The 16,345-nt window shown below is 66.9% G+C and carries 16 protein-coding genes and 1 pseudogene; 16 read left to right on the top strand and 1 reads right to left on the bottom strand.

The window, feature by feature from the left end; all coding sequences use genetic code 11:
• Together H6A21_RS10030 and H6A21_RS10035 are read left to right on the top strand one after the other, a co-directional pair.
• Positions 1-2,207, top strand: a 2,207-nt coding sequence (locus tag H6A21_RS10030; protein ID WP_204562603.1) for a cation-translocating P-type ATPase, incomplete at its 5' end; no start/stop codon positions are given.
• Between the two features lie 125 nt (positions 2,208-2,332).
• Positions 2,333-2,944 (top strand): DUF1349 domain-containing protein, encoded by a 612-nt coding sequence (locus tag H6A21_RS10035; protein WP_204562604.1) that lies wholly within the window; start codon positions 2,333-2,335, stop codon positions 2,942-2,944.
• Positions 2,945-3,352: 408 nt separating this feature from the next.
• On the opposite strand, the gene H6A21_RS10040 is transcribed toward H6A21_RS10035, so the two are convergent.
• Complete coding sequence (locus H6A21_RS10040) at positions 3,353-3,556, bottom strand: helix-turn-helix domain-containing protein (RefSeq protein ID WP_204562605.1); 204 nt, start codon at positions 3,554-3,556, stop codon at positions 3,353-3,355.
• A gap of 59 nt (positions 3,557-3,615) precedes the next feature.
• Between H6A21_RS10040 and H6A21_RS10045 the strand changes: the two are divergent.
• The 14 genes and pseudogenes from H6A21_RS10045 to H6A21_RS10105 all read left to right on the top strand — a co-directional run.
• Positions 3,616-4,053 (top strand): annotated as a pseudogene (locus tag H6A21_RS10045) (dihydrodipicolinate synthase family protein); the annotation flags it as partial.
• 209 nt (positions 4,054-4,262) lie between these two features.
• Complete coding sequence (locus H6A21_RS10050; RefSeq protein WP_239462808.1) at positions 4,263-5,042, top strand: aldo/keto reductase; 780 nt, start codon at positions 4,263-4,265, stop codon at positions 5,040-5,042.
• A 273-nt stretch (positions 5,043-5,315) separates the two neighbouring features.
• Positions 5,316-6,533: an NAD(P)-dependent oxidoreductase gene (locus H6A21_RS10055; RefSeq protein WP_204562606.1), complete on the top strand. Its 1,218-nt coding sequence runs from the start codon at positions 5,316-5,318 to the stop codon at positions 6,531-6,533.
• 161 nt (positions 6,534-6,694) lie between these two features.
• The gene (rsgA, locus tag H6A21_RS10060; protein WP_204562607.1) at positions 6,695-7,864 is read left to right on the top strand and encodes a ribosome small subunit-dependent GTPase A; all 1,170 of its coding nucleotides are present in this window, start codon (positions 6,695-6,697) and stop codon (positions 7,862-7,864) included.
• Between the two features lie 277 nt (positions 7,865-8,141).
• On the top strand, positions 8,142-8,807 hold the full coding sequence (gene cpaB / locus H6A21_RS10065) for a Flp pilus assembly protein CpaB (RefSeq protein ID WP_204562608.1): 666 nt from the start codon (positions 8,142-8,144) through the stop codon (positions 8,805-8,807).
• Entirely contained in the window at positions 8,807-10,324 is a 1,518-nt protein-coding gene (locus tag H6A21_RS10070) for an AAA family ATPase (protein ID WP_204562609.1), read from the top strand. The genes cpaB and H6A21_RS10070 overlap by 1 nt, the downstream gene beginning before the upstream one ends.
• 15 nt (positions 10,325-10,339) lie before the next feature.
• Positions 10,340-11,710 carry a CpaF family protein gene (locus H6A21_RS10075; RefSeq protein WP_204562610.1) on the top strand — a complete coding sequence of 457 codons (1,371 nt, stop codon included), beginning with the start codon at positions 10,340-10,342 and terminating at the stop codon, positions 11,708-11,710.
• On the top strand, positions 11,659-12,594 hold the full coding sequence (locus H6A21_RS10080) for a type II secretion system F family protein (RefSeq protein ID WP_204562611.1): 936 nt from the start codon (positions 11,659-11,661) through the stop codon (positions 12,592-12,594). The genes H6A21_RS10075 and H6A21_RS10080 overlap by 52 nt, the downstream gene beginning before the upstream one ends.
• Before the next feature lie 12 nt (positions 12,595-12,606).
• Positions 12,607-13,212, top strand: a complete 606-nt coding sequence (locus H6A21_RS10085; protein ID WP_204562612.1) for a type II secretion system F family protein — start codon at positions 12,607-12,609, stop codon at positions 13,210-13,212.
• An 85-nt stretch (positions 13,213-13,297) separates the two neighbouring features.
• The gene (locus H6A21_RS10090; protein ID WP_369409932.1) at positions 13,298-13,456 is read left to right on the top strand and encodes a Flp family type IVb pilin; all 159 of its coding nucleotides are present in this window, start codon (positions 13,298-13,300) and stop codon (positions 13,454-13,456) included.
• Between the two features lie 52 nt (positions 13,457-13,508).
• Positions 13,509-14,006 (top strand): hypothetical protein, encoded by a 498-nt coding sequence (locus H6A21_RS10095; RefSeq protein ID WP_204562614.1) that lies wholly within the window; start codon positions 13,509-13,511, stop codon positions 14,004-14,006.
• A gap of 4 nt (positions 14,007-14,010) precedes the next feature.
• A complete protein-coding gene (locus H6A21_RS11035; RefSeq protein ID WP_239462809.1) occupies positions 14,011-14,241 on the top strand; it encodes a hypothetical protein in 231 nt (76 codons plus the stop codon).
• Positions 14,237-14,719 (top strand): TadE family protein, encoded by a 483-nt coding sequence (locus tag H6A21_RS11040; protein ID WP_342636102.1) that lies wholly within the window; start codon positions 14,237-14,239, stop codon positions 14,717-14,719. The genes H6A21_RS11035 and H6A21_RS11040 overlap by 5 nt, the downstream gene beginning before the upstream one ends.
• A partial coding sequence (locus tag H6A21_RS10105) for a hypothetical protein (RefSeq protein ID WP_204562616.1) occupies positions 14,679-16,345 on the top strand: 1,667 nt, incomplete at its 3' end. The genes H6A21_RS11040 and H6A21_RS10105, both read left to right, overlap by 41 nt.

The following is a 16,345-nucleotide window of genomic DNA, read 5'->3' on the forward strand; positions in this document are numbered from 1 at the left end:
TGCTCGAGAGCGCCTCGATGAAGATCGAGGAGGCAGCCCTGACCGGCGAGTCCGTGCCGGTCGAGAAGCACACCGATGCCATCGAGCTCGCCGCTGATTCCGACGACGTGCCGCTCGGCGACCGCAAGAACATGTGCTACATGGGTTCCACCGTCGTATACGGTCGCGGCCGTGCCGTCGTGGTCGCCACGGGCATGAAGACCGAGATGGGCAAGATCGCCGACGCCCTCACCACTGCCAAGAAGGAGCTCACCCCGCTTCAGATCAAGCTGAACGAGCTGTCCGGCATCCTGACCAAGCTCGTGCTCGGCATCTGCGTGGTCATCTTCGCCGTCGACCTCATCCGCCACGGTGGCGATCTGGGCTCCAACCCCGAGATGATTCTCGACACCTTCATGGTCGCCGTCTCGCTCGCCGTCGCCGCCATCCCCGAGGGCCTCGTCGCCGTCGTGACGATCGTCCTTTCGATGGGCGTCACGAAGATGTCGAAGCGCCAGGCCATCATCCGCAAGATGACCGCCGTCGAGACGCTCGGCTGCACGCAGATCATCTGCTCGGATAAGACCGGTACGCTCACCCAGAACAAGATGACCGTCGTGAAGCACGAGGTCGAGGGTCCCGACGAGCTGCACGTGCGCGCCATGGCGCTGTGCTCGGACGCCACCTGGGACGCCGAGGCCGGCGAGGCCCAGGGTGAGCCGACCGAGTGCGCGCTGGTGAACGACGCCGCCAAGCTCGGCTTCTACGAGAACGGCAACGCCGCGCAGTACCAGCGCGTGGGCGAGGCTCCGTTCGATTCCGGCCGCAAGATGATGTCCGTCGTGGTGAAGACCCCCGAGGGCACCTTCGAGCAGTACACCAAGGGCGGCCCCGACGTGGTGCTCGGCCGCTGCACCCAGGTCATGAACGCCGACGGCTCCATCGAGCCCATGACCGACGCCCGTCGCGAGAGGATCATGACCGCCAACACCGATATGGCCCACCAGGCCCTGCGCGTGCTGGCCTCCGCTGTCCGCCTGTTCGACGAGGAGCCCCACGACTTCAGCCCCGAGGCGCTGGAGCACGACCTCATCTTCGTGGGCCTCTCCGGCATGATCGACCCCGAGCGCCCCGAGGTGGCCCCCGCCATCGCCGAGGCCAAGGAAGCCGGCATCCGCCCGGTCATGATCACGGGCGATCACATCGACACCGCCGTGGCCATCGCCAAGAACCTCGGTATCTGCGAGGACGAGAGCCAGGCCATCACCGGCGCCCAGCTCGACAAGATCTCCGACGAGGACTTCCGCGAGAAGGTCACCGAGTACAGCGTGTACGCGCGCGTCCAGCCCGAGCACAAGGCGCGCATCGTCGACGCGTGGAAGAGCCGTGACAAGATCGTCGCCATGACCGGCGACGGCGTGAACGACGCCCCGTCCATCAAGCGTGCCGACATCGGTGTCGGCATGGGCATCACCGGCACCGACGTCACCAAGAACGTCGCCGACATGGTGCTCGCCGACGACAACTTCGCCACCATCATCAACGCGGTGGAGGAAGGCCGTCGTATCTACGATAACATCCGCAAGGTCATCCAGTTCCTGCTGTCCGCCAACATCGCCGAGGTCCTCTCGGTCTTCGTGGCGACGCTCGTGGGCTTCACGATCTTCCAGCCGGTCCAGCTGCTGTGGATCAACCTCATCACGGACTGCTTCCCGGCGCTCGCGCTCGGTATGGAGGACGCCGAGGGCGACATCATGAAGCGCAAGCCGCGCAACGCCACCGACGGCGTGTTCGCAGGCGGTATGGCCGTCGACATCGTGTTCCAGGGCGTCGTCATCACCCTGCTGGTGCTCGCGAGCTTCTTTGTCGGCGTGTACTTCGACATGGGCTATATCAACATCGCCGACATGGTCGCCGGCACGGCCGACGAAGAGGGCGTCACCATGGCGTTCATCACCCTGTCGATGGTCGAGATCTTCCACTGCTTCAACATGCGCAGCCGCCGCGCGTCGCTGTTCAGCATGAAGAAGCAGAACAAGTGGCTGTGGGGCGCCGCGCTGCTCGCGCTCGTGCTCACCGTCGTGGTCGTCGAGTTCCACCCGCTGGCCGTCGTCTTCGGCTTCATGGAGCTTCCGCTCGAGGCGCTCGCGTGCGCTATCGGCCTGGCGTTCCTGATCATCCCGATCATGGAGATCTACAAGGCCATCATGCGCGCGGTGGAGAAGTAAGCTCCCCTCGTAGAAGCAACGCATACATCCGTACATGCAAGCCCGGTCGGCAGACAGCCCGGCCGGGCTTTTGCTGCGCTGCGCCATAATGGAGAGCGAATGCAACGCAACAAGGGAGGACGTTTATGACCATATGGCACGATATGACGTGGACGCGCGAGCCGCGCGCTTGGAAGCTGAGCGACGAGGCACTTGCCATTACCACGGAGCCGGGAACCGATCTGTGGCAGCGCACCTACTATCACTTCCGCAACGACAACGCTCCGGTACTGCAGGCCGATATCGCCGATCCCTACTTCTCATTTACCGTGCGCACGGATTTCTCCGGGGCGCATCATCGCTTCGACCAGTGCGGCGTGGCGATGTATCTGGATTCCGAGAACTGGATCAAGGCGTCGGTCGAGTACGAAAACGATGAGTTCCAGCATCTGGGCAGCGTGGTCACCAACCGGGGATGGTCCGACTGGGCGACGACGGAGATTGCCGCGAGCGTGCGCGAGATGTGGTATCGCCTGAGCCGGCGCGAGGACGATTTTCGCATCGAGTGCTCGACGGATGGCGCGCATTGGCAGCAGATGCGGGTGTGCCATATGCATGAGGCGCACGGAGCGGTGCGCATAGGTGTGTACGCATGCTCGCCGGAGGAGTCTTTCTTTACCGCACGGTTCACCGACGCGTCGTTTGGCCCGTGCGCGTGGGCGGCGCACGACGGGCAGGCTCCTGACGAGGACCGCTAGGCAGACATTGTTCGCGGGATCTCGCGCCCCGTTTCCGTTTGGGATTCGAGGCGCGGCCGCATGCGGAGGCATGCGCGTCTGGAACATACTGCAGTACGTATTCTTCTTGTTTCGATTTGTATAGAACTGCCCTAACAAATTTGCTTACTTAATAAGCAAATTAAATAAAAGATTGTCAGGGGTACGATTTTTTAGTGCCAATCGCCCAGAGTGGCTGTACCCCCTAGAATTCTCCCAGTTGAATCCTGCGGAAATGCTGAGGTGCTCGGCGCGGTAGACGATTCGCACCCAAAAATCGTACCCCGGACAATATCTTATTTGTATACACAAAATCAGAGCGCATCACCCGCGCCTCGGCGCCTCTGTGCCAGGGCGCGGGTGATGCGCTCAATACGTTTCCCGGAGGCGCTATTGCGCGTCGGCGGTATGGCGACGGTAATCGCGCATCAGGAAGGCCATGGCGAGTACGGTGTGATCCGCGAGCGTGCGGGGGTTGTAGCCCGTCTTTGCCGCCATCTTGTTCAGGCGGTTCTGGAGCGTGTTCTTGTGCAGGTAGAGCTCGTCGGCGCAATGGACGATGCTGCCGTTGTGGCGGGTATAGGCCTCGAACACCGTCTGGAAGGCGTCGATCTTCTCGTCAGAGAGGCCCTGGAAGACATGATGCTGACGAGCACATCGACGAGGCCAAGCTGCGTCGTCAGGTCGATTTCGTCATCGAGCACGGCGTGGACGGCATCCTGGCGTTTGGGAGCAATTCCGAGTTCTATATGTTCGACGACGACGAGATGATCGCGGCGACGCGCGTCATCTTGGACCAGGCTGCCGGACGCGTCCCGGTCATCTTCGGCGTGGGCCATATCAGCACCCGTGCCTGCGTGGCGCTTGCCCGCCGTGCCGCCGAGCTGCCCGTCGACGGTATCGCCGTGCTGCATCCCATGTTCATCAAGCCGACCAACGAGGCGCTGGTGCACCATTGCACCACCATCGCCCAGGCGGTTCCCGAGACCTTCGTCTTCATCTACCACAACCCCGGCCGCTGCGGGTACGCCATGCCCGCCGACATGATCGTCAAAGAAGGACGACCACTCCGGTATCGCCGAGTGGTATGAGATGGTCAACAACATGAAGCTGCAGGGCTAAACGACGCCTCGGTAGCTTCTACCACTCCTCAAAGCACGCATACGCGGGCCCTCCTGTTCATGACTGCGCCGTCTCTCCCCATATGGTGCGGCACGTCTCGATGGGGCGGCCCGCGTTTGCGCTCTTGAGCCTGCGCGCTCCCGGATGCGCTTCGGGGCGCGCCGAAAGGACGGATGACATGCCATTCATCGAAACGGTCGCTATGCCCGACGGCACGCCCATGCCACGTCTCGGCATGGGTACCTGGTATCTGGGGGAGCGCGCGTCGGCGCGCGAGCGCGAGATCGCGGCGCTGCGTGCCGGCATCGACGCCGGCGTCACGCTGATCGACACCGCCGAGATGTGTGGCAACGGCGCCGCCGAGGAGCTCGTGGGCGAGGCGATTCGCGGCTACGACCGTGAGCGCCTGGGTACCGACTACCTCGATCTGTACCTGCTGCATTGGCGCGGCGCGATTCCGCTGGCCGAGACCGTGGCCTGCATGGAGCAGCTCGTGGAGGATGGGCTGATCCGCCACAGGGGCGTGTCGAACTTCGATACGGACGACCTGGAGGAGCTCTTCTCCGTGCCGGGAGGCGACCGCTGCGCGGTGAATCAGGACCTCTACCACCTGGGTTCGCGCGGGGTCGAGTACGACGTGCTTCCCTGGATGCGCGCCGAGCACATGCCGCTGATGGCCTATTGCCCGCTCGCGCAAGCCGGCGACCTGCGGCGCGGGCTGCTCAGCGACCCGGGTGTCGTCGAGGTCGCGCGCGCCCACGACGCGACGCCGATGCAGGTGCTGCTCGCGTTCGTGCTGCGCGACCAGCTCGTGGTGGCCATCCCGCGCAGCGGGGATGCGGACCACGTGCTCGAGAACGTCCGCGCCCGCGACATCGAGCTTACGGCCGACGACCTCTCGCTGCTTTCGCGCTCGTTCCCCGCTCCCGGGCACCCCGTGCCGCTCGATATCGTGTAGGGGCGCCGGGCGATATGGCGCCGCCGAGCCATGTCGCATATATGGATGAACTATGGCGATTTTGCTGCCTGGGGCGGGGCAACACGTTTTACCACTGTTTCCGATTCTGTCGCACACCGGAAATGCACCGAGGGTGCACCCGGCTGCTGATAGGTTGGAGAAGCGCAACCGGTTTTCATCTCCCCTCTCCGGTTGCGGTGTTTTCCAGGCAGCGCCTCCGTGCGCTGCCTGCTGTTCTCTCGGGGAGCATTTCGCGTTCGAAAGGGGGGCGGCATGGCCGTTCGTATCGTTGAAGAGGCAAACCGGTGTCTGCAGTGCAAGCGACCCCTGTGCCAAAAGGGTTGTCCTGTCTCGACAAACATCCCCGAGGCGATTCGCCTGTTCAAGGAAGGCGACATGACCGCTGCGGGCGAGATGCTCTTCGAGAACAACCCGTTTTCGCTCGTGTGCTCGATGGTGTGCAACCACGAGGCGCAGTGCGAGGGCCACTGCGTGCGCGGCCGCAAGGAGACGCCGGTGCACTTCAGCGCCATCGAGACGTTCATCTCCGATCTGTACCTCGACCGCATGATCGTGGAGAAGAAGGAGCCCAACGGGCATCGCGCGGCGGTCATCGGCGCGGGCCCGGCCGGCCTTACGGTCGCCATGAAGCTTGCGCAGGAGGGTTGCGCCGTCACGGTGTTCGACTCCAAGGAGCGCATCGGCGGCGTCATGCGCTACGGCATCCCCGAGTTCCGCCTGCCGCGCACCATCCTCGACCGCTATGCGCGCCGTATCGAGGAGATGGGCGTGAAGTTCCGCGCCTGCACCACGATCGGCGGTGCGCTGGAGATCGGCGACCTGTTCCGTGACGGCTACGAGGCGGTGTTCGTCGGCACGGGCGTATGGCGCCCGCGCACGCTCGGTCTCGAGGGCGAGTCGTTCGCCAACGTGCACTTCTCCGTGGACTACCTGTCCGATCCTTCCGCCTTCGATCTGGGCGAGAACGTCGCGGTCATCGGCGTGGGCAACTCGGGTATGGACGTCGCTCGCACCGCGCTGCGCCACGGGGCGCGCCATGTGCGCATGTTCGCGCGCACCAAGCACGTGACCGCCAGCTCCGACGAACTCGCCTACGCTCAGCTCGAGGGTGCCGAGTTGGTGTTCGGGAAGGCGGTGGTCAAGATCACCGAGGAGGGCCCGCTGTTCCGCACCGCCATCTTCGACGAGAACGATAAGGTCGTGGGCTACGAGGACGAGCTCGACCAGGTTCACGCCGACTCGACGATCATCGCCATCAGCCAGGGTCCGAAGAACAAACTGCTGCTCACCACGCCGGGCCTCGAGTGCTCGGATACGGGCCTTCTGCTCACCGACGAGCACGGCATGACCACGGTCGACGGGGTGTTCGCCGCCGGCGACGTGGTGACCGGCTCCAAGAACGTCGTGAGCGCCGTCGCCGTGGCGAAGGATGTCGCGACCGCCATGCTGGACTACATGGCGGGCAAGTAGCCGAAAAGGTCTTCCGTGCGTGCGGGCGGCCCACAGTCTTTTTGCAGGTTTCTCTCCTTTCCCGGCAAAAGGGCTGTTGGCCGCCCGCATGCTTTTGGTTTCCCCGGCTCACCTGCGCTACACTTGCTGCTTGATGGCTGACCTATGTAAGCGAGGTGGACGTGGGCAAGGGCACGCGTAAGAGCAAGGGCGGCAAGCGCCGCGTAGCGCAGGCAGACGTTGCAGAAAGCGCGGTCCTTCCGCGCATCGAGGCCCTGCACGATCTTCCCGCCTTCGATGATCTGCGCGTCGACGCGGCGCAGACGGATGCGTTCGCGTCGTATGTAGCCGAGCTCGCCCGTACCGACGAGGCGGCGTCGATGGAGATGCGCCTCGGCCGCGTGATCCGCCTCGACCGCGGTTTTCCCCTCATCGCCACGAAAGACGATATGTTTCGCGCCGAGCATGCGGTCAGCTTCGCGAAGGCGCGCGGCGAGGGGGAGCGCCTGCTGCCCGCGGTGGGCGATGTCGTGGCGGTGCGCGTCGCGCCCGATCACGACATGGGCGTCATCGAGCGGGTGCTGCCCCGTCGCACGACGTTCGAGCGCTGGCGGGGGAAGAACCGCGGCGAGCGCCAGGTGCTGGCGGCCAACGTCGACGTCATCTTCATCGTGCAGCCGCTCGGCGCCGCGCGCGATTCGGCGGAGCTCATCCGCGATCGCATCGCCCGCGCGCTCGTGCTCATCTACGATTGCGGCGCTGTGCCCGTCGTCGTGTTCACAAAGGCGGATCGCTGCGGCGCGGACGAGCTCGCGACGGCGATCGAGGATGCGCATCGCCTGGCGGGTGAGCAGGTGCGCGTGATCGCGACGTCCTCTACGGAGGGACGCGGCCTCGACGAGGTTCGCTCCTGCGTGCCGGCCGGCACGTGCGCCATGATCCTCGGCGAGTCGGGTGCCGGCAAGTCGACGCTGCTCAACGCCCTGCTGGGGCACGAGGCGCTTGCGACGGGCGAGGTACGCGAGCGCGACGACATGGGGCGCCATACGACGGTCGCCCGCGTGATGGTGGCGCTGCCCGACCCATGCGGCGTCATCGCCGACGCCCCCGGCCTGCGCAGCCTGCCGCTCGTCGGCCACGAGCGGGGGCTTGCCCGCGCGTTTCCCGATATCGTCCAGGCGGCGCGCGCGTGCCGTTTCAACGACTGCACGCATACGCATGAGCCGGGCTGCGCGGTGCGCGAGGCGGTGGCGGCCGGCGAGATCGACCAGATGCGCCTCGATGCGTTTTTGTCCCTCGCATCGGAGATGCGCGTGAGCGCCCAGAGTCTCGATCCCGATATCAAGCTATAGGGCGCCGCAGCGCCCCGCTGTCTCAAAGGGGCGACTACGCGTTCAATCTGAAGATGCCCCGGCATATCCGCAGGATGTGCCGGGGCATCTTGCATGTCCGTTCCCGATTCCGACAGCCCTGTCGGAATCGGTCCGGCTGCTCGTAAGATGCCGCCGGACTATCTCGGCCCGCCTGCGTTTACGCGTTTTCTCCCGCCGACAATGAGTGCTGCCCGCAGTTGCGGGGAGGCCCGTGCAAATGGTGTGCGGGCAGTCGGTTCCGGAGGAGGTGGACAGCGTGCAGCGCGGTACCAGGCTTGTTATCAGCGTCCTGTCGGGTGTGGCCGCGGTCATCGTGGCGCTCGCCTACGCCTCCTCGGTACAGCAGGATGCAGCCGCCGCCCAGGCAGACGCCCTGGCGCGTTTCGGAGGGGAGCCCGTGGCCGTATGCGTGGCGGTCCGGGATATCGCACCCGGCGAGGTGCTCGACGACGAGAACGTCGTCGCCGTCGAATGGGCGGCCGGCCTTGTGCCCGAAGAGCCGATCGCCGAGCTTGGCGACGCGGTCGGCCGCGTGGCGACATCCCGCATCCCGAAAAACGCGGTGATCTGCTCGACGTATCTCGAAGCGCACTCCGGTGGCATCGAGGTGCCTGCGGGGACGGTCGCCGTGAGCGTGGCGAGCGACCCGGTGCACGCCGTCGGGGGTTCGATCGCCCCGGGCGACACCGTGGACGTCTACGTCACCCAGGATGCGGTGGCCGACCGGCTCATGAGTGCGCAGGTGCTCGATACGAGCGCCGAGGCGACCGGGGACACCGGGATGAGCTGGGTCACGCTTGCCGTCGAGCCCGAACGGGTGCGGGAGCTGCTCGTGGCGACCTCGCTGGGCCAGGTGACCCTTGCGGTGCCCGGCGCCTACGGCGATGCGTCTGCCGACGCCCCTGAGACGGGTGATGCGTGATGTCCTCCATCTGGCTTGTCTCGTGCCCACCCGAGAAGACGGCGCGCGTACGCCACGAGATCGAGGGCATCGAGCCGGCGGCGCAGCTTGTGCGCATGGGTACGGGCGCCGAGGTGGCGCACGTGGCCGAGCAGATGCGTGGCGGCGCCGTGGCGGCAGCGCTCTATGAGTGCGGAACCGGTGCCGCGGCGGAGCCCGTTGTGGACCATCTCGCGCACGCGTGCGGCGTCCCGACGGTGCTCGTGCTCGTCGAGCAGCTCGATGCGGGCTGCATCGCCCGGCTGTTTCTCGCCGGTGCGACCGAGGTGATCGCGGCAGGGGGCCCTGCTGCATCGAGAGATGGTGACGCGGCATGCACGGGAGAGGGTCCTGAAGACGTGCTGCGCAGCGAGCCCCCTGTTGACGATAAGCGTTTCATGCCGGGTGTCGGCGCGAGCGCGGACGCGCGAGAGGCCCTGACCGGCTCCGATGCCCCCGTGCGCCCACGCCCGCCGAAGATCGCCAGTGTGGCAACGCCATCCGTCCCATCCGAGAGCGCGTCTGCGCCCTGTGATGCCCCGATGCCTTCTCAGGCGACGCCCGCGCCGCAGCCGGCCGAGGTGCCCGCTGCCCCACACGACAGCGAACCGCCTGCGGCGAAGGCCCCGGCGCATGCCTCGGCGCGCGTCGAGGAGAAGGGCGACCAGCCGTCCGCTCCGCTCGTCGTTGCCATTTCCGGCAGGGGAGGGTGCGGCAAGACGACGATCGTCGCGTCGATGGCGTGGTGCGCCGCCCGCATGGGTCTTCGCGCGGCCGTGCTTGATCTCGACCTCATGTTCGGTGACCTGTATCGCCTGATGGGCGTCGAGCAGGCATGTGATTTGGGGAGACTCGTTCGCGACGAGGACTCGACTGAGATCCCCCTCGAGGCCATCGAGCAGACCGCCATGCGCATCGCGCCCGGTCTCACTGTCTGGGGACCCTGCGCGCTTCCCGAGCATGCGGAGCTGCTCGGTTCGCCCGTCGAGACGCTCGTTTCCGTATTGAGGCAGGAGGCGGACGTCATCTTCGCCGACACGTCGGTATTCTGGGGCGACGCCGTGGCGTCGACCGTCTCGCACTGCGACCGCTGCCTCATCGTGGGGTCCGCCGGCGCCTCGTCGGATGCCTCGGCGTCGCGCGCCGTTGCGCTCGCAGCGCGTATCGGTGTCCCCAAGACGCGCATGACATCGCTGTTCGCGCGTCTGGGCGCCCAAGGGTGCAACGAGGAGCGCGCCATGCGCTTCGAGATGTCCGTCGGCCTGCGATCGCACGTGCGCATAGCGGATGGCGGGACGTCGGTGTCGGAGCTGCTCGCCTACGGGAAGCTCGCCGATGTCATGAGGGGCTCGGGGGCGTTCGTGCGCGATATTCAGGCGTTCACGCAGGAGCTCGTGCGCGAACTCGGGTGCCCGCTGGGGGCGTGGGACGAGCGGCAGCGCATGGCCGGCGCCCATGATCAGGGGCGCTCGCGCATCAAGTTGCCGTGGAATCGATGAGGGGGCGTGATCGGGATGAGCGTGCTGGAGCGCGTGAAGGGCGCTGAGCGGTTCGATGACGAGCGGGACAGCTGGGATGCCGACCGTGCGGAGAACGAGCGCCTGCGCCAGGTGAGGCGGGACGTCAAGCGCGAGATGATGGAGCGCATCGGGTTCGACGAGGTCGCTCGGATGGCCACGGAGTCCGATGCGGCGCGGGCGCGCGAGGAGTTGCGCCCCGTGGTCGAGGCGGTGCTCAACACGAGCGGCGTCGAGGGCCTCGCGCCTGCGGACCGCGCCCGCGTGGTCAACGACATTCTCGACGATGTGGTGGGGCTCGGCCCCCTGCAGTCGCTGCTCGATGACGACTCGGTCAGCGAGATCATGGTCAACGGCTGCGTCTCGGCCTTCTATGAGCAGGGCGGCAAGCTCCATGCCATGCCCGACGTCTTCGAGAGCGACGACCAGATTCGCGTCATCATCGACCGTATCATCTCGCCGTTGGGACGTCGCGTCGACGAGCGCAGCCCGCTTGTGAACGCGCGCCTGCCGAGCGGATACCGTGTCAACGCGGTCATTCCACCCATCGCGATCGACGGCCCCGCGCTCACGATCCGCAAGTTCTCAGACCGCATCAGCTCGCTCGATCAGCTGGTCGAGCTGGGGTCGCTGCCCGCTTGGTACGCGCAGCTCCTGTCGTTTGCCGTGGCGCTGCGGCAGGATCTGGCCGTCGTCGGCGGGACGGGGTCGGGCAAGACGACGCTATTGAATGCCTTGTCCTGCGAGATCGCGCTCGGCGAGCGCATCGTCACCATCGAGGATTCCGCGGAGCTCAAGTTCTCCCGCCATCCGCATGTGGTTCGCCTTGAGGCGCGTGAGGCGTCCATCGAGGGCGAGGGCGCGGTGACGATCCGCGACCTGGTGACGAACGCCCTGCGCATGCGCCCCGACCGCATTGTCGTGGGCGAGGTGCGCGGTGCGGAGTGCATCGACATGCTCCAGGCCATGAGTACCGGTCACGACGGGTCGCTCACGACGCTGCACGCCGGTAGCGCGCGGGAGGCTATCGTTCGCCTGACGCTGTTGTCGCGCTATGGCATCGACCTGCCGGGCGACCTGATCGAAGAGCAGATCGCCATGGCGCTCGACGGCATCGTCATGTCGATGCGCTCCTCAGGAGGCGCGCGCTTCGTGTCGACCTACACCGGGGTCTCGCGCGCCGAGTCGGGCGGTGTGGCGCTGACCGAATACGTCTCGTTCGACCGGGCGACGCGCGCATGGGAGCTCGTGCGCGAGCCGCCGTTCATCGAGGAGGCGGTGCGGGCGGGCGCGTTAAATAAGAAGGAGGTGGCCCGATGGCGAGCATCATGCCCTGGCTCATCGGAGCGCTTGTTGCGCTGTGCATAGCCCTGCCAGCCTGCGGGGATGTCGATGGCGCCCTACACGCTCCGCTGCAGCGGCGAGAGGGTGCGGGCGGCATTGCGCGTGCTGTGGGCGGGGTCCTGTGCGCGCTCGGCGTGCGCTCCCGCGCGGATGCGATGCTGCTCGAGGAGGTGCGCCAGCTGTCCGTGGGGCGCGTGCAACCGTTCAAAGATGCAGACGGTCAGGTGGCGCTCGGCGCGTTGGCGCTCATGTGCGCCTCCGCCGCGCTCGTTGGCGGCATCGTGGCACTCTCCCCCATAGGGATGGTGATCGGGTGCGCGGCGCTGCTCGTGCTGCTCGTCGTCCGCGCAGTGCGGCGTCGCGCACGCGCGGCGGCGGAGCTCGAGGAGGCTATGCCCGAGGCGTTCGGGTCGCTCGCGGTGGCGCTCGGGAGCGGGCACTCGCTGCCGCAGGCCATGCGCTATGTGGGCTCCCATGCCCGCGAGCCCATCCGATCGGAGTTCATGCGCGTGTCGTTTGCCGTGAGCTGCGGCGTGGCGGCGCCCGAGGCGCTCGATGTGATGCTTTCGCGCCTGCATGCGCCCGGACTCGAGCTCGTGGTGCTCGCCCTGAAGGTCTCCCAGCGAACCGGGGCCCCTCTGAAGGACCTGCTCGCCGAGGCGTCCGCAATGGTGAGCGAGCGCATCAAGCTGCGCCGGCAGCTCGATGTCAAGACCTCCCAGGCGCGCATGTCTGCCCATCTCGTGGCGGCGATGCCGATCGCGATGGCGGCCGTGCTGGCGCTTCTGTCTTCGGACTACCGCGAGGGCATGACCACGGCGATCGGTGCCATCTCGATCATGGCGGCGCTGCTGCTGAACGGCGTCGCCCTGATCATCATCCGCAAGATCATGGACGTCGCACTATGAGGGGGCGATTCGATGGGGTATGTGCTGTTTGCCGGGGTAGCCGCAGCGCTTTGCGTGTGGTCGGCGACGGCACTCGGCGCACGGGATCGCCGTGCGATCGCGCAGAGCGCACGGCGCGTTGCCGCAAGGATCGAGCGCCTGCTGCCGGGCGGAGGTACGGCCGCTGCCACGGAGGCGGCGAGTCTGGGACGGGTGTCGGAGATGGTGGATGTCATCAGGCTCGGCCTGTCGGCGGGCCTTTCGTTCGACGCGGCGCTCGGCCTGTACTGCGAGCAGAGCGCAGGGCAGCTTGCCTCGCGCATGCTGCAGGCGCGCTTGGCATGGCAGATGGGTATGGAGGGGCGCGAGGAGAGCCTGCTCGCGGCGGCGCGGGACCTGAAGATCAGGCAGCTCGAAGCGTTTGCGACGGCGGTCGGCCAGGCGCATGCCATGGGCGCTCCGCTTGCGGACACGCTTGCGCAGCAGGGCATCGAGATGCGCGCGGCCCACCAGGCCGCCGTCGAGCGTGAGATCGAACGCGCCCCGGTGAAACTGCTCATCCCGACGGGCACGCTCATCTTGCCGGCGCTTCTGCTGTCAATCATCGGTCCGCTGCTCGGTGGGAGCGGCATGTTGTAAGGGGGTACCCATGGAATCAATCAACCAGCTGACCTATAGGCTCTCCGCAAAGGCTGCGACCGGCATCGCGCGCCTGCGCGCCCTCATGGCCGAGGAGTCCGGTCAGGGCACGACGGAGTACGCGATCCTGGTCGGCATCCTCGTGGTGATCGCGATTGTGGCGATCACGGCGTTCCGGGGCAAGGTGCAAGAGCTCTGGGACGCGATCACCAACGGTTTCGATGGCCTGCAAGTTGAGTCATAGGCGACCGCGGTCGGTTGTGATCGCGTATGCCGCATGCGCGCTGTGCGTCCTTGTGGCGCTGCTCGCCCTCATGCGGGTGCGGGACCGGAGCGACTCGGCCGGCTCCGCACCCGAGGTGCGCGAAGGCGACATGTCGGCCGGGGGCGAATCGTCGGCTGTCGACGAAGGCTGGCTTGCCGATCTTATGCGGAGCGGCACGCAAGCGCTTCGTTCGGAAGCGGCCACCTCCTCGGCCGATCACTTTTTATCGGACCTTGCACACGCGGCGGATGCGGGGGCCGATGTGGACGGCGACGGCGTCGTGGCGGTGATGTGGGAGCAGGCGGGAGATCTCATCGGGCCGGCGTCTGCGGCGCTTGGCGCCTATGCGGCCGAGCCGACCGCATCGCTCAAGACGAGCGGCTACCTCGACATCAAGGGCAACGCGTGGGGTGCGATCGTGCTGGACAGGCGGGGATGGGTCGACATCGTCTATGTGACTGCGGAAGACGACGCGTCATCGACGGTGGTGCGCATCGCCCGCATGCTCGCCGAGAAGGAGGCGGAATGACGCTATGCGCGCGAAGGCTGGGGAAGCGGGATATGGGCACGGCCCGCTGTGGCGCGAGCAGCTCGCACAGGGGACGGTCGAGTACGCACTCGTGCTTCTCGTCTTCATGGCGATCGTGGGTGCACTCGTGGCGATATGGCGTGCGAGTGCCGACGGCGCGCTCACGGCGACCGTCGAGCGCGCCGCGTCGCACGCGCTCGACGCCACGGGGATTCCGGACATCATCCTGTATTGATTGGGCCCGGGAGTGCGCGGCCCAGGCGACGGTCGAGGCGGCGCTGCTCATACCGAGTTTTTTGACGCTCATGCTGCTCGCGCTGCAGCCGGTGTGCATGCTCTACACCCGCGGCGTCATGGAGGCTGCCGCTGCGGAGACGGCGCGGCTCATGATCACGAGCGACACCACGCCCGATATCACGCTCAAGGCGTTCGCGTTGCGCCGCCTCGCGGCGGTGCCCGACGTTTCGATATTCCATGCGGGCGGACCGGCGGCCTGGAACATCGCGCTCACGCGTGCCGTCGCGACGGGGTCGGAGGTGAAGGTCGTGGTGCGCGGTGCCGTGACGCCGCTGCCGGTGCTCGGCATCTTCGCCGGCGCCCTCGGTACGACGAACGCCCATGGGGACGTGGAGATGGAGGTGACGGTTGCCTATGAGGGACGACCGAGCTGGCTTGAAGGGGACTACGATACCTGGGTCGAGGCGTGGGGCTGAGGGCGCGCGCGGCGATGCCCCCGCGAAGCGCTGGGGGATCGACCTGTTCATCGAGGACGGGGCCTATACGACGCTTGCTGCCGCGGTGACGATACTGGTGGTGCTCGCCTTGCTGTTCACGTCGGTCACCGCGGTATGGAGCATGGCGCGCGCCGGCGACGTCCAGGTGGGCGCCGACACCGCGGCGCTTGCCGGAGCGAACGTCGTCTCGTCGTACTACACGGCGGCGACGGTCGTCGACGCGAGCATCGCGAGCCTGGGGTTCGCTGGGCTCATCGTGTCGGGTGCGGGGATGGTCGCCCTGCTGATTCCCGGTGCGCGTCTGGCGTCAGGGAGCATCAGGAAGGTGGGAACCCAGATTCTGAAGGCGCGCAACGCGTTCGCGAAATCGGCATCCGGTGGCCTGCAGGCGCTTGAGCGCGCCCTGCCGTTTCTGGCCGGTGCGAACGGCGTGCGCATCTGCGCCGCCCAGTCGACCGAGGATGTCTCCTATATCGGTGCCGCCCTGCCGATTCCGTCCACCTCCGCGTCGGAGTTCCCAGCGCTCGAGGGCGATCAGGTCGATACCGATGCGCTGGAAGAGGCGTCCGACGAGCTGGAGGAGGCGTCCGAGGCGCTTGAGGAGGCCCATGAGAAGACCTCCGAGGCGAAAGAGGACGCGTGGCGCGCCGACTGCGGGCGCGCGGGCCATAACATGCAGGAGCGGGCTGCGAGCTTGACGTCGCTGACGGCAACGGAGAACCCCGACTACGCATCGAGCGCGTCCTGGCGGCCGCAGGTGGGGCTCGACCGCGCCCGCGCCTACTACTGCTGGCGGCGCGACAACGAGAGCCCGAAGGGCACCGATGCGGAGGCGAAGGCTGACTCCGCGGCACGCTCGGCGTTCTACCGGTTCGCCTGCGACGAGCTCGCCGGTGCGCGCATCGTGGACGGCGGCGATCGCGTGAGCTCGACGGTGCCACTGCTGCCGCGCAACACCGCCGAGGTGAAGCGCACCAGGCTCTATACCGATGCGGTGTGGCCCTCGACGGCGGAGCTCGGGGGGCTGACGATCCACTACGCCGCCGATTGTCCGGGAGCGACCGGCGCGGCGGGCCGCAACGTCTCGCTCAAGGACGCCGATACGGGAGGGGTTCGCGAGTGCGACGTCTGCAAGTTCGGCGTGGGCGATGTGGGCCGCGTGCCCCAGGCGTCGACCTCGATCAACAACGGCTTCGAGTATCACCTGCGGGAGTTCACGCTTGCCCTCAACGACTACGTGGACTGCCGCAACGACGAGATTGAGGCGGAGCGCGAGGCGGAAGGCGAGGCCGACGATGCCGGGGGCGTGTTCGAGCAGGCGATCGATCTTCTGGTGGCGAAGCGGCCCCGGATCGCTCCGCCCGGCCGGTACGGCTGCATCGGGGTCGCCGTCTCGAGCGATATCGAATCGCCCGAGGCGCTTGCGGCGGGTTTCTCCGAGCAGGTGGACCTGGGCGTGCGCGGCGCGGTGTCGGCGGCGGCGCTCGCGACCGACCGGGCGACGATCAGCAACAACGTGCTGTCGAGCTTTTTCTCCTCGCTGGAGTCGCGCTCCTCAGTATGTGTGTTGGTGTTGCTGGTCGGCAGCGTCATGGATCTCTGGGG

Origin of the sequence: Collinsella tanakaei, from assembly GCF_016902615.1 — a bacterium.
GTDB lineage: Bacteria > Actinomycetota > Coriobacteriia > Coriobacteriales > Coriobacteriaceae > Collinsella > Collinsella tanakaei_A.

Excerpts from the sequence above, each read along its gene's own strand:
- H6A21_RS10055 (WP_204562606.1), top strand. The coding sequence starts at position 5,316 with ATGGCCGTTCGTATCGTTGAAGAGGCAAACCGGTGTCTGCAGTGCAAG.
- H6A21_RS10075 (WP_204562610.1), top strand. The coding sequence starts at position 10,340 with ATGAGCGTGCTGGAGCGCGTGAAGGGCGCTGAGCGGTTCGATGACGAG.
- H6A21_RS10050 (WP_239462808.1), top strand. The coding sequence starts at position 4,263 with ATGCCATTCATCGAAACGGTCGCTATGCCCGACGGCACGCCCATGCCA.
- H6A21_RS10085 (WP_204562612.1), top strand. The coding sequence starts at position 12,607 with ATGGGGTATGTGCTGTTTGCCGGGGTAGCCGCAGCGCTTTGCGTGTGG.
- H6A21_RS10090 (WP_369409932.1), top strand. The coding sequence starts at position 13,298 with ATGGCCGAGGAGTCCGGTCAGGGCACGACGGAGTACGCGATCCTGGTC.
- H6A21_RS11035 (WP_239462809.1), top strand. The coding sequence starts at position 14,011 with ATGCGCGCGAAGGCTGGGGAAGCGGGATATGGGCACGGCCCGCTGTGG.
- H6A21_RS10080 (WP_204562611.1), top strand. The coding sequence starts at position 11,659 with ATGGCGAGCATCATGCCCTGGCTCATCGGAGCGCTTGTTGCGCTGTGC.
- H6A21_RS10035 (WP_204562604.1), top strand. The coding sequence starts at position 2,333 with ATGACCATATGGCACGATATGACGTGGACGCGCGAGCCGCGCGCTTGG.
- H6A21_RS10070 (WP_204562609.1), top strand. The coding sequence starts at position 8,807 with ATGTCCTCCATCTGGCTTGTCTCGTGCCCACCCGAGAAGACGGCGCGC.